This is a genomic window from Phycisphaeraceae bacterium (assembly GCA_020851465.1).
GTDB lineage: Bacteria > Planctomycetota > Phycisphaerae > Phycisphaerales > Phycisphaeraceae > JADZCR01.
The window spans coordinates 1-12,617 of record JADZCR010000014.1; the positions used below are offsets into that span (position 1 = coordinate 1).

General features: G+C 57.3%; 12 protein-coding genes. 6 read left to right on the forward strand and 6 right to left on the reverse strand.

Features of this window, described 5'->3' with window-relative positions; genetic code table 11:
* The 4 genes from IT444_12025 to IT444_12040 all read left to right on the forward strand — a co-directional run.
* On the forward strand, positions 1-403 hold a 403-nt coding region (locus IT444_12025; GenBank protein MCC7193499.1), incomplete at its 5' end, for a triosephosphate isomerase.
* A 191-nt stretch (positions 404-594) separates the two neighbouring features.
* Complete coding sequence (gene secG, locus IT444_12030; GenBank protein ID MCC7193500.1) at positions 595-1,032, forward strand: preprotein translocase subunit SecG; 438 nt, start codon at positions 595-597, stop codon at positions 1,030-1,032.
* A complete protein-coding gene (locus tag IT444_12035; GenBank protein MCC7193501.1) occupies positions 1,029-1,928 on the forward strand; it encodes a YicC family protein in 900 nt (299 codons plus the stop codon). The genes secG and IT444_12035 overlap by 4 nt, the downstream gene beginning before the upstream one ends.
* Before the next feature lie 215 nt (positions 1,929-2,143).
* Complete coding sequence (locus tag IT444_12040) at positions 2,144-3,298, forward strand: phosphotransferase (GenBank protein MCC7193502.1); 1,155 nt, start codon at positions 2,144-2,146, stop codon at positions 3,296-3,298.
* A 69-nt stretch (positions 3,299-3,367) separates the two neighbouring features.
* Here IT444_12040 and murD read toward each other — a convergent pair whose 3' ends face one another.
* From murD to IT444_12070, 6 genes are all read right to left on the reverse strand, one after another.
* Positions 3,368-4,798 carry a UDP-N-acetylmuramoyl-L-alanine--D-glutamate ligase gene (gene murD / locus IT444_12045; protein ID MCC7193503.1) on the reverse strand — a complete coding sequence of 477 codons (1,431 nt, stop codon included), beginning with the start codon at positions 4,796-4,798 and terminating at the stop codon, positions 3,368-3,370.
* An 87-nt stretch (positions 4,799-4,885) separates the two neighbouring features.
* The gene (locus IT444_12050) at positions 4,886-6,583 is read right to left on the reverse strand and encodes a CvpA family protein (GenBank protein ID MCC7193504.1); all 1,698 of its coding nucleotides are present in this window, start codon (positions 6,581-6,583) and stop codon (positions 4,886-4,888) included.
* A 3-nt stretch (positions 6,584-6,586) separates the two neighbouring features.
* A complete protein-coding gene (gene tadA, locus IT444_12055) occupies positions 6,587-8,770 on the reverse strand; it encodes a Flp pilus assembly complex ATPase component TadA (GenBank protein ID MCC7193505.1) in 2,184 nt (727 codons plus the stop codon).
* A gap of 99 nt (positions 8,771-8,869) precedes the next feature.
* Complete coding sequence (locus IT444_12060) at positions 8,870-10,009, reverse strand: PilT/PilU family type 4a pilus ATPase (GenBank protein ID MCC7193506.1); 1,140 nt, start codon at positions 10,007-10,009, stop codon at positions 8,870-8,872.
* 91 nt (positions 10,010-10,100) lie between these two features.
* Positions 10,101-10,946 carry an imidazole glycerol phosphate synthase subunit HisF gene (hisF, locus tag IT444_12065; protein ID MCC7193507.1) on the reverse strand — a complete coding sequence of 282 codons (846 nt, stop codon included), beginning with the start codon at positions 10,944-10,946 and terminating at the stop codon, positions 10,101-10,103.
* A gap of 45 nt (positions 10,947-10,991) precedes the next feature.
* The gene (locus IT444_12070; GenBank protein MCC7193508.1) at positions 10,992-11,621 is read right to left on the reverse strand and encodes a carboxymuconolactone decarboxylase family protein; all 630 of its coding nucleotides are present in this window, start codon (positions 11,619-11,621) and stop codon (positions 10,992-10,994) included.
* Positions 11,622-11,805: 184 nt separating this feature from the next.
* On the opposite strand from IT444_12070, the gene IT444_12075 reads away from it, so the two are divergent.
* On the forward strand, positions 11,806-12,075 hold the full coding sequence (locus IT444_12075) for a 4Fe-4S binding protein (protein ID MCC7193509.1): 270 nt from the start codon (positions 11,806-11,808) through the stop codon (positions 12,073-12,075).
* A gap of 74 nt (positions 12,076-12,149) precedes the next feature.
* Positions 12,150-12,617 carry a hypothetical protein gene (locus IT444_12080; protein MCC7193510.1) on the forward strand — a complete coding sequence of 156 codons (468 nt, stop codon included), beginning with the start codon at positions 12,150-12,152 and terminating at the stop codon, positions 12,615-12,617.

Genomic DNA, 12,617 nt, shown 5'->3' on the forward strand with positions numbered 1-12,617 from the left:
AAAGCTCGAACAGCGCGAAGCAGGACAGACCCATGATGTCAATCGAGGACAGGTGCTTTTGGGTCTGGCTGGGGTGAAACGTGAGCAACTCAGCCGGGTGACAATCGCTTACGAGCCGGTATGGGCGATCGGCACCGGTAAGAACGCGACTCCCGCTGACGCACAGGAAGCACACGACCGTATTCGTCGATGTGTGGAGTTCAGTTTATTGGCAGGCGACGGTCATAATCGAGCGGAGGCGGCGGCCATCGCTGCCGGGATGCGTATTCAGTACGGCGGATCGGTGAAACCGGCGAACGCCAAAGAACTTTTTTCTCAATCGGATATTGATGGCGGCTTGATCGGCGGAGCGTCACTCAAGTCAGAGGACTTTCTGGCGATCGTCAAAGCTGCGGTGAAATAGACTGCACGTTTCGAGTCAGTACGACAGGAGTCGGCTTCATGATGCTGATCATCCTGATAGGCGGCGTGTTGGGATTGATCGTAGTCGGGGCCGTGATATGGAGTTTGTATACGACTGGTCGTAAGGACTCATAGGCGAGACAATGGCTCTTTAATATTGGGGACACGTGTCCCACGAAAGGTTTGCTTCATATGCTGATGCTCGCGTCGGTTCTTGTCACGATTCTGCTGGTACTGTTTGTCTTGGTGAGCCTGCTGCTCTCAGGCGTGATTCTGATTCAAAAGCCTCGCGGGGGCGGCCTTAGCGGGGCGTTCGGCGGGGCGGGTGGGGCGCAGTCCGCATTCGGATCACGCACCGGAGATTTTCTTACGTGGTTCACCGTTGCCTGCTTCACAGCCTTTATCCTGTTGGCCATCGGCCTGACGTGGTCGATCCCATCGCCTAATTCACCGCTCGAAAAAGAAAGCGTTGACTCGGCGACGCCGCCTTCCGCCACACAACCAGCTCCATTACCCAAGGACACGGCGGAAATTCCGGAGTCCCCTTTGCCGCCGACGACAGCTCCAGCTGAGTCAGATACCTCGCACACCGCTCCGCAATCACCGCTGGCTCCGGAGAAGGCCCCTTGATCCGTTCAATGACCGGATTTGGCGATGCCTCGGAGCAGGCGGCGGGAGTGCATTACCTCGCCGAGGTGCGCAGTCTCAACAATCGATATTTCAAAGCCACGATTCGGCTGCCTGACATTATTTCGGGTCTGGAGGCTGAGCTTGAGTCATTGCTTCGCCAGCGGCTTAATCGCGGGTCAATCACGCTGGTCGTCAAAATGCGTGCTGCTGAGGGCGCGACAACGCATCGGATTAACGACGCGGCTTTGCTCGACTACCTCGATCACCTCGAGACAATTCATACAAAAATCGGCGGTGATAAGGATCATGCGGTCCATATCGACTTAACCGCATTGCTGGCACTTCCGGGCGTTCTGGTTCCCGAAGATGAAGCTGCGATTCTCGAACGAGCGCGGCCGGTCGTGCTGAGTCTGACAGGACAGGCATGTGACAGGCTCACGGTCATGCGTTCCCGCGAGGGATTAGCTATCGCCGATGATCTCACCAAACACCGTGTTTTCATTCAAGAGCGGCTTGCGATGGTCAAGGACCGTGCGCCGCAGGTGGTGGAGGAGTACCATCAGCGGCTGCGCGCGAGGATCGATCACCTGCTGGCACGGGCAGAATTACGAATCGACGAAAAAGATTTAATCCGTGAAGTCGCCATTTTTGCGGAACGAGCGGATATCTCGGAAGAAGTAACCCGATTGAGCGGGCACCTTGAACAAATCGAGCGGATCGCCGCTGCGCCGGACGGCGAACCTGCTGGGCGGACGCTCGACTTCCTCACGCAGGAATTGCGTCGTGAAGCCAACACCATCGCGAGCAAGAGCAATGATGCGGTGATCGCGCGTGCTATTGTTGAGGTGAAAGGAGCCATCGACCGGATCAAGGAACAGGTCCAGAACGTGGAGTAAACCCGCGACTTTTCCGTCGGCTGACCGATTAACACGGGTGAACAAAGGGCACGATTCGACCATTCGAGGAAAAGCTGGTTTTATAGATGGTCGATAGTTCTGATAACAGCCTGCGTGGTCGATTGATCGTTTTGAAAAATACCCGACTAAGGTTTCTGACACTCGTAGCCACGCTATCTAGAATCGTCTGACTTCTCCGGTCCACGGAACCGTGCATGTCCCAAGTCCCCACCCCCAACCTTACCGGCAGCTTATCCGGGACCGGCGCGCCGATTGGCCAGTCCGCACTGGGATCAGCCGTTTCGTCAGGTGTGTCGGGTCAAATGGGCAGCGGTCGGGACCGTTTTGCTACTGATGAGCTTGCGATCGTTCTTTCGCATTACGATCTGGGCACGATCGAAGCGATTCAGGAGTTTCCCAAGGGCTCACGCAAAGCACCCAAGCTGATCCTCCGGACGGAGAAAGGATTCTTTCTTCTCAAGAGGCGGGCACGCGGAAAAGATGACCCGTTCAAGGTCGCGTTCTGTCATCAGCTTCAAAGCTACCTTGCCAGCAAGCAGTTCCCGCTGCCTCATCTGATCGGCACAAAAAAAGACAACAACTCAATGCTCCAGTGGAAGGGATGCATTTACGAGGTGTTTGAATACATCAAAGGCACGAGCTACGACAACTCCCTCGAAGCCACCGCTGATTCAGGCAAGACGCTTGCGCTCTTCCACAAACTGCTGGCCTCATACCAGCCGGAATATGAGCCGGCGCAAGGCTCCTATCATGCGTCACGTTCGGTGGCGTCTTCGATGGAAGCGATTCCAACGACGCTTTCAAAAATCGAACCGCGCAGCGTCGATGCTTCGGATCGGGTGGCGCAGGTCGTCAAGTTTCTGCACAGCAGCTACAACGCAGCCGCGATGAAGGTCAACGAAATGGGGTTGACCGACTGGCCGATGCAGATCGTTCACAGCGACTGGCACCCCGGCAACATGCTCTTCCGCGGATCGCGTGTGGTTGCGGTGATTGACTATGACGCAGCGAGAATTCAGCAGCGGATCATCGACGCGGCCAACGGCGCGCTGCAATTTTCCATCATCGGCGGCGGTGATGACCCGGCGCAATGGCCTGATTACATCGATGAATCTCGATTTAAGCGGTTCCTGCGGGCGTATGACAGCGTCAACGTCCTTTCACGAGCCGAGCTGCGCACCGTGCCGTGGCTGATGCTCGAAGCACTGATTGCCGAAAGCGTGATCCCCGTCGCGGCTACGGGATCGTTTGCGAGGATGGAAGGGATCGGGTTCCTTCTGATGGTAGAGCGGAAAGTGAAATGGCTGCAGGCCCACGCCGACCAACTGGGGAAAGTGCTTGAGCAGTAGCGGCCTTGCTGTAAGCCCGATTCGATACGCCGCGTTTTTCGGCCGCACGGGGGAGAAGTCAAAACACATTTATACGCCCGGCGATTTTGAGCCTTCCCCCGTGTATTTCAGCACCGCCTCGACAAACGCTGCTCCGCGCGACTCGAAATTCACAAATTGATCCCAACTGGCACATGCGGTGGAGAGAAGCACCACGTCGCCTTGCCTGACACGGTCGGCGATTTCCGCCATGGCTCGATCGAGCGTACCGCAGCGAATTACGGCGGCACTGTCGTCACCCCACATTGCGCCGCCGCAGCCGGTGACTCCCACACTTGGTCCGTGTGTCGCCGTCGCGTCGTGACCTTCGGCCTCCGCAGCGGCAGCGATGGTGTCGCCCGTTTTTCCGATGGTGTAGATGGCATGGCAATGCCGGGCAGCCAGTCGCGCTAAAGGCAACAGGTCGATTCCCTTGTCATATCCGCCCAGGATGAGGTGGACTTTGCCTCGCGGGAAGCTTTTGATCGCCAGTTCGGTGGCGTCGGGAGTGGTCGCTTTGGAGTCGTTGAAATAGCGCACGCCTGAGTGCTCCGCAACGAATTGCATGCGGTGGGTAAGCCCGCCGAAGTCGGCGAGAGACTTCCAACTCTCCCACTCCGGTTGATGAATGGCAGCTTTCACGACCGCAGCAGCCAGCCTGGCGTTGAGCTGGTTGTGCTCGCCGGGGATGATCAGTTCGATTGGCGGACTCAGGGCCAGGTCGTCCCGCTCAAAAAACGAAAAGTTAGACACTCGCGGCGTGAACACGTTATGTATCCCCGGTCCGCCGATGGTAATGTCATCGTCCGCCTCGCGCTGATAGTCAAGCAGTGCCTGCTTGGCGTGCTGATATGCCTCAAAAGAACCGTGCCAGTCGAGGTGATTCGGTTGCAAGTTGGTGATGACAGCAATATGCGGAGACCACTTCTCCTCGCGCAGCCCCTCCAGCATAAAGCTCGAAAGTTCGAGTACAACCCAATCGTTCGGTTTGATCGTGTCGATGACTCCGAGCAGCGATCCGCCAATATTGCCGCCGACATGAACATTAAACGAGTGATCTCCCGCTGACGTATGGCGCAGAATGTGGCCGATCATTGCCGTCGTCGTTGATTTTCCAGCACTGCCGGTGATGCCGATGGTGTGAAGTCGGTTGGGTAGATGTCTGACAAGCAATCGAATTTCGCTTGTCAGCGCGACACCGGTGGCGCGGGCGGCGGCGACGTAGGGATTGTCAGGCGGGACAGCGGGATTTACCACGACGAGATCCGCCGTGGTGAAATCCTCCGTGCGATGCTCGCCCAGATGAAACGAGACGCCGCGTACATCGCTGAGTCTGGCTACGCTCTCCTTGAGATCATCAGCCGGTGCCGTATCGGTGACAGTGACTTGCGCACCTCGTGCTGCGAGGAAGCGTGTGACGCCGACGCCTCCGCCAAAGCGACCGAGGCCCATGACGAGGGCCTTCTTACCCTGAAGGTTCAACGGAAGACTCCATTCCTGACCGTTACCGACGAAAAGCGGCTGGTGATAATCGTCCCAACTCTATCGGCTCGTTGCGATTGATGACTGCTACTTGACGTCGAGTTCCGCTGCCTGCTTCATGCTCTGGCTTGCGTGGAAAGTGGCGATCTTCACTCCCTTGGGGATGGCGAAATAGAGGTACATGATGTCGTCAGGCCCCATCTGATTAGTGGGGATTTGGCGTGCCGACTGGATGGGGCTTTCCGGTTCGTAGTGAATCTGCTGCGAACCATCAGCTCGCGCCCAGGCGAAACCCTGCGGCAGATACTTATTGCCCTGCACGTCCTGGAGCCAGACGCCTTGGACGCTCGCCGCCGCGACGTGTGCGGCACCCATGAGTGACTGCGCCTTGTCTTTACCCAGTCGGACTCGCACGGTGCGAACCGTCGGATCCGTGTGGACGCGTTCTATGGCAACTTGTTTGGAGACGGTCCCTTCGGTTTTACCTGCTTCGCCGATACCTCGTGTGAGGAATCCATTGGCATCCACCTCAAACGAGGTGACTTTATTACGGCTGATGACGTAGGGCAGAGCGTTGTTAATCTCGATACCCAGTGCCTGTGATCCCGAAACTGTACCTTCGCGCATTCCGACTCTGCCTGTGACGCTGTCGTTATTTTCACCGACCAGCGATGTGGCGGTACTCTTGCCCAAAGCCCGTGCCACGCGGTGCATGTCGCTCGACGCCTCAGGCAGAGAAAGCCGCAGTCTGCGGGTGAAAAGGAACTTTGGCTCCTGATCCTGCGGGAGTTGGAAGACAAAGGCAAATGTCCCGCCGCGAGCATCAGCCGACAGGAACGCCTTGTTGTCACTGAAGGGGACGTATAACCGTTCACCCGTGCCGGGGTCCACCTTTGTCGCGCCGACGGGAGCGACCCATCCAGTCGTGGAATCTTCGGGATTTTTGCCTGTTTCAACGGTTAACAACCGGATGGCCGGAGGATAGAGCCGGAGCAGATTGGTATCGAACGCGCGGGCCTTCTGGTCTTCCAGCGGTACCCATTTAGTTTCGACAACTACCAGCTTGGAGTTTGGCTGTCGGGCCCAGTTTCCGATGAGTCTGGTCACGGTTGCATCAGCACCTTTGAGCGGCGTGGGAACCACATAGACCGCCATCGGGACTACTTCTCCCGGCGCGACCGCCACCGCGCTGTTGGGGTCGTACCGCAATCGAAACATACCGGCTTGGGTGGAGATGCTCGGTGCGTAGAGGTCCATCGGCTGGCCTGCGTAGAAACTGCCGCGCGAGAGCATCGAGTAAAACGCATCGGTGCTCTTTTCGACGGAGAACCACAGACGACCGCCGGAGTTTTCCATGACCTGGCCGGACGCATCAACGTAATACGGCTGGTAACCCATCAGATCAGCCGGCAACGCGAGAAAGCCCAGGCCGATGATGGTCAGCCCAACGGTAAGGCATCCGGAGAGAAAACCGAAGATGCTGCCGCCGATCCAGTTGGTCAGGGTGCTGAAATACAGGTTGTAGTGGACCACCTTGTCAATTACGGTTCGTACGATCAGCAGAGCGAGCACGAATGGCGCGAGCAGCCCGACTCCCCAGGCGAACTGAGGCATGCGCATCAGCAGGATGCCCTGCGAGATAGGCTCCCACAGCGCCAGCGCGATTGCCCCGCAGGCAACAGTAATTATGAAATGCAGAAACGCACTGAATAATCCCTGCCGGCCCCACCAGTAGGCCATGAACAGGATGAACGCCATGACGAGGAGGTTGATGACGGTATTCATGGGCTACTTTCCTCCTCCCATGATGCGGGTCACTTCGCCGATGCTCGTTTCGCCTTCGACGACTTTCATCAGTGCTGCTTCCTGTAGCCAGAGCATTTTCTGTTTACGCAGATAGGATCGGAGCGGATCAAGATGGCCAGCCGCAAGCAGTTGACGCGCTTCGTCGTCAAAGACCATCACCTCGAACAATCCGGTGCGACCCTTGAATCCCAGACCCAGACAGTCGGGACACGGCTTCGCTTCTTCCTTGATCATGACTTGCCCGGAATGCTTATAGAACTGGCCAACCTTGTCAGGCGTGAGGTTAAGTTTGCGCAGAACCTCGGCATCAGGCTTGTACGGTATGCGGCAAGTCTTGCACAGTCGGCGGATCAGTCGCTGCGCGATAATAGCCTGAATGCCCTTGGCTGCGGACTTCGTATCACCGAGCGTCTTAACCCATAGCTTGAGGGCTGTCGTCGAGTCCTCTGCACGGATGCCGGTGTAGAACCGCGTGGTTTCGGAGTAATCCACCATCATCTTCGCGGTATTAACGTCGGCGATCTTGCTCAGCATGACCACCTGCGCTTCGCGGAGCATTGATGCTTTGAGCTTTTGATTGATCGTGTCTGCATCCGCGCCCGGGCCGAGCTTGTCGTGTGTGACGCCTTCAAGCTCGTATTCAAGACTTTCCTCGAGTGCGATGACGCTTTGCGTGTACGGGTCGTGTCGCCCCATGAGACTGTAAAGCGTCGTGGTCTGTCCCTGTCCGGGCGGGCTGCTGACGATGACCACACGACCGGGCTGGTCGAGACACGCCACGAGTTGTTGACGCTGGAGTTCCAACAGGCCGAGCTGATTGGCCGGCAGAGCAGGCGCGGAGGTCTTGTCCTGCTGAAGTGTCAGGATCAGGCCCTTGGTAGAACCCATCGTGTGCAGGATGAACGGATGGCGATGGTTGGCTTCATCCTCAAACATGACGCGGCCGACCTGCTTTCGCCGGCGGTCTGACAGATCGAGCTTTGCCGCACTTTTGAGGTAGTCGATAACACCCAACCCGAGTGCAGTCTGAAGATTTGGTTGGTTGTAGCGTACCCCGTCGATCATGACGGCCTGCGAGGTCTGCTGGGCGTCGGCCATCAACTCGATCCGGTCGGCGCGTCGGGACAAGGCGAAGTCGAGCAACGTCTCCACCGCTTCGTGCGCCGGTCCCGTGGGGTCATCGGGTTGCGGTACGGGCATCGCCTTCCCATCCGCACCGACCACCTTGACCGTCGCGGCAGATTGGGCCTGGTCCTGTGATCGTTTCTCCAGCCGCTCGGTGAGAAAGTTCATTGTGAGCGTCCACTGTTTATTTTCAGGGACGCGGGGGTTTCGGTAGAAAGCGTAGCCGGTGATGGTGCCTGCGAGAATGATGAGCGCGACAGGCAGGCCAAGCCAGAAGTAAGGCAGGAGCAGCCAGAGGAAAAAAGCGATGACAGCCGATCCGATGATCGCTCCGTTCCACGGTTCGCGTGGGAAGTGAAAATTAGCCAGATCCTTGTCCACCCGTCCGGCGACAAAACCCCAGAGTGCCAGAATAATCAGGAAGGTAATCGGCTTGAAGAGACTCAGGAGCATGACCGACTCTGTGGAAGGGCCTGCGGGAGCTGTGATCGCGTCGGCTTTACCCGGCCCTGCGGCTGAGGCGTCGTCCCTTGCAGGCTCCGGCGGCAGCGATCCCAGCTCAGAGTGAGCCTTGATGAAGTCCGCAAACGCTGCGCGTGCTGCTGCTGAGTCGCCTCGTGCCGCCGTTGCGACCTTCCAGCCATTAGGAGTCTGCATCAGCAGGGCGTAAACACCCTGTGCTTCCGCGGGCTTGAGCGGATCGTCGGCGGTTGCTGATCCGTAAACCAGCGACAGCTTGCTCTGGATGACTTCGCTCTGAGGCCCCGCGCTGTGGGCTGGTAGTTCAGTTTCCCATTGGTTTTTGAATTGCCGAAATGAATCCGCGGTGGAAAGCCGCTCAACGGACGGCCAATCTTTTTCCGCAACAGCCTTGAAAAATGCCGCTGCAATTTCTTTAGGCGAGCCGGCAGTGGCAGGGGTGGCGTTACTGGTCGTACCGGTCGGATCTGCTGCGGTGAGGACTTCGGTAACCGAGGTCTGCGCCCAGGCCGCCGTCGCCAACACCAGAATTGCCAGCCATGTCCATCGCTTCATCATCATGGGTTTGCCGCTTGGTTGCCTGCGCTGAGGATCAGTGATGTTTGAAATACTGAGGAGACGATGGCGGATTTGGCACGATCATCGTCGATCGACTCCGCGTTACGTCACGATGCCCTTAAGTCGCATCTTGATTTCCTCAGGGTTGAACGCCGCCGCCTGTGCCGTGCGTGGGTGAATGTATTGCTTTTCCACGAGGTCCACAAGGCTATCGGCAAAGGTCTGCATCCCCGCTTCCTTCTGCCCCTTGATGACCGCGCCCAGTTCGTGCTCCCGCTTTTCAAGGATGAACTTCCGCGTGGGCGGGCTCTGAAGTAAAACCTCCACCGCCGGGATGCGTTGAATATCCTCTCGGATCGTCGGCAACAGCTTCTGATAAACGAAAGCTTCCATCTGGTACGCCAGCATGTTGCGGATGGCGTCGCGTTCCTCAGCTGGAAAGAGATCATAGATTCGGCCGAACGCTTGCGGCGCACTCGATGCGTGGATCGTTCCGAAAACCAGGTGGCCGGTCTCAGCCGCCTGAAGCGCAGCCTCGAATGTTTCTTTGTCGCGCATTTCACCAATGAGCACGACGTCAGGATTTTCCCGCACCATCGCCCGCAGGCCGACGGAGAACGACGGCACGTCGATGCCGACCTCTCGCTGATTAACGATGGCCTTCTGATCCTTGAAGAGATATTCGATCGGATCCTCAATGGTGAGGATGTGGCAGGCGCGGTTGGCGTTGATGTAATCTACCATCGAGGCGAGCGTCGTACTCTTGCCGCTGCCCGTGATGCCCGCGATGAGAACCAACCCCTGTGTCTTCTGCGAGATGGTCTCCATCGATGAAGGTAGATAGAGCTGATCAAAGCTGAGAATCTTGTTGGATACACGTCTTGCCGCAATCGCGGAGCGACCGCGTGTTCGGAACAGATTCACACGAAAGCGATGATTGCCTTTGTCACCAAGGTCAAAATCGAAGCCAATATCAAGCGAACCAGCCTCGCTGTAATGCTTCCATTGCAAATCGGTCAGCGAGGCTTCCACCCAGGTCTCAAAATCCACAGGATCAATGACCGCATCGAGGTTTTTAAGTGAACCACGAATGCGCAGCTTGGGAGAAAGCCCGCCGCGCAGCAGCAGGTCGGACGCTTCGTTATCCACCGCAGCTTTGAAGAACTTGCGCAGCGGAGTATCAGACGGACTTTTGCGCTGGGTTACATGCTCGACGCTGATGGAGGCACTCTGCGTGGTCAAATGTCACCTCGGTAGAGTAGGCGTTGCCCGCTGATTTCATGGGCGGTTACAACCCGTCCGCATGCCGGAACCGGTGATGGTCCCGCCCAATTTATGTCATTCTTACCGGTAATCCGCGTTCGGCCAAATATGCCTTCGTCTGACCAATGGTGTATTCGCCGTAGTGAAAGATGCTGGCCGCCAGCGCCGCATCAGCACCGCCTCCTCCTGCCTCGATGGGAGCGAGAATGCGGGCCATGTGTTCCGGGCCGCCACAGCCGCCCGATGCGACGACCGGCACATCGACCGCCGCCGCCACCGCCGCCGTCATCTCCAGGTCATAGCCCGCCTTGGTGCCGTCGGCGTCCATACTCGTCAGGACGATCTCTCCGGCACCGCGTTCCACCACTTCCTTTGCCCAGGTAACGGCATCAAGTCCCGTCGGCCTCCTGCCTCCGTGCGTGTGAACTTCAAAGACAACATCAGATCTTGCATGACTCGATTGCGGGTTGCGTCTTGCTCCCTCTTTCCGCCGCTGGGCGAACTCATCAAACGGCACGCGCTTGGGGTCGATGTTCACCACCGTCGCACATCGACCAAATCGACGCGCGGTTTGCGTGATGATGTCGGGATTCACCACCGCAGCCGTGTTGATGCTCACCTTTTCCGCGCCTGCCTGGATCAGCGCGGTTACATCATCGATCGTGCGGATTCCTCCGCCGACCGTAAACGGCATGAAGCATTGCTCCGCTACCTGGCGGACCACGTCGAGCATGATTCCGCGGTCTTCATGGCTGGCGGTGATATCGAGAAACACCAGCTCATCCGCACCGGCTGCATCGTACTGCCGCGCTATCTCCACGGGATCGCCCGCATCTCGGAGCTGCACGAAGTTGACGCCCTTGACGACGCGGCCGGCTTTGACATCGAGGCAGGGAATAATTCGGTGGGTCAGCAAGACGAGGATTTTAACAGCGATTCTGCCGTGGCGCGTAACCGCTGATTACTGCGTCCGGTGATACGTGTTGAACGACGCCATCGTCGCACTGACCTTGATCGCCTCGTCGATCGTCTCATGGGTGACGCCCAGCTCCAGCAGTCGCGCGACGTGGCTGGCGGTACATTTCTTGCAGTTGTTGATGTTGCTCACCACGACATTGATCAACTCGACCATGGTTTCTTCGAGGCTGGTTTTCTGAAACGTGAACGCCCGCAGTCCCGGCGAAAGATGCTCAAATGCGGGATCACCTGCCAGATCCTTGAATTTGAAGTACGTGTTGTACATCGTGCAGGTTGCTGTGACCGCGAGTATTTCCGCAGCCTGAACCTCCGTCCAGCCGGCCGCGACCACATCTTTGGCGTGCGCCCGTACACAGTGGACGCAATTCATCGCTGAACTGGTCGCCAGTGCCAACGCTGCGCGCTGTTTGCCGTCAAGCAGTTTTCCCGGATTCTGATGGTGGACAAACTTTTTGTAGTTGTTGTAACTGTCGGAGAGATACGCCTCGGAGTGCGCCATCATCTGGTATCCGACAGGAACCTGGCCGTTACCGATGGTCTCCTTGATGCGTTCGTAAATGCTCTGGATGGCTTCGGAGGCTTTATCAGGTGCGATGGGTGGGGTTACGGGCATGTTGTGATCCTTGGTTTTTGAAATAAGGTTTGGCTGAAACTGTATGCGTCTCCGCAGCGAAGGCAAATGTAAAAGGAAACCGATGGGAAAATCATGTGATTGGGATGAGTTATCATCCCGATCTTCAAGAGAAAATCTGAGTCACTTTACCCTGAACCTTTTCTTACCCTAGAATGTCGGACCCATGGCCAAGAAGCCGCCCAAAGTACTGGCTCTGCTTGACGAAGACCTCTGCACGGGGTGCGAGGCCTGCGTCTCAGTTTGTCCGGTGGATTGCATCGACACCCTTCCGGGACCGGAGCACCAATGGGTGCTTCAGAACTGCTCGATCGATCTGCCGCGGTGCATCGGGTGTACGTTGTGCGCCCAGGTGTGCCCGTGGGATTGCATCATAATGGTGCCCAGCGATCAGATGTTGCGGGAAAAACGCTTCGCGGACGAATTCGCGAAGTAACAAGGGCTTCAGACGGTGTCAGCCATGACGCTGTGAGCCGCGCTTGCGGTTCAACTTTCACCAGGAGAAACCAGATGCAGGACAAAAAGCGCAAAGAAATCGTGGCGGAACTCCAGAAGAGTTACGGCATGGAACTTGAAACGGTCATCAACTACCGTGCCAATTCCGTGCATCTCGACGGCATCCGTGCCAAGCACATCAAGGACAATCTCCTCGCGGAGGTCGCCGATGAATCGACACATGCCACCATCGTTGCCAACCGCATCAAGGTGCTTGAAGGCCGAATCCCCGGTTCACTGGAGCTTAACTTTTGTCAGAAATCGCTCCAGCCGCCTGCCGACAATCTTGATGTCAAAGCGGTGATTCTCGGCGTGCTCGAAGCCGAAAAAGGCGCAATCGAACAGTACCAGAAGATCATCGATCTCTGCGATGGTGTGGATCCTGTGACGCAGGATATCGTCACCGGCCTCAAAGGCGACGAAGAAGAGCACTATCGGCTCTTCAAAGGCTTCCTCGCGGAAGCTGAGTCAATGAAGCTTTGA

Excerpts from the sequence above, each read along its gene's own strand:
- secG (MCC7193500.1), top strand. The coding sequence starts at position 595 with ATGCTGATGCTCGCGTCGGTTCTTGTCACGATTCTGCTGGTACTGTTT.
- IT444_12040 (MCC7193502.1), top strand. The coding sequence starts at position 2,144 with ATGTCCCAAGTCCCCACCCCCAACCTTACCGGCAGCTTATCCGGGACC.
- IT444_12050 (MCC7193504.1), bottom strand. The coding sequence starts at position 6,583 with ATGAATACCGTCATCAACCTCCTCGTCATGGCGTTCATCCTGTTCATG.
- tadA (MCC7193505.1), bottom strand. The coding sequence starts at position 8,770 with ATGATGATGAAGCGATGGACATGGCTGGCAATTCTGGTGTTGGCGACG.
- IT444_12070 (MCC7193508.1), bottom strand. The coding sequence starts at position 11,621 with ATGCCCGTAACCCCACCCATCGCACCTGATAAAGCCTCCGAAGCCATC.
- IT444_12075 (MCC7193509.1), top strand. The coding sequence starts at position 11,806 with ATGGCCAAGAAGCCGCCCAAAGTACTGGCTCTGCTTGACGAAGACCTC.
- IT444_12080 (MCC7193510.1), top strand. The coding sequence starts at position 12,150 with ATGCAGGACAAAAAGCGCAAAGAAATCGTGGCGGAACTCCAGAAGAGT.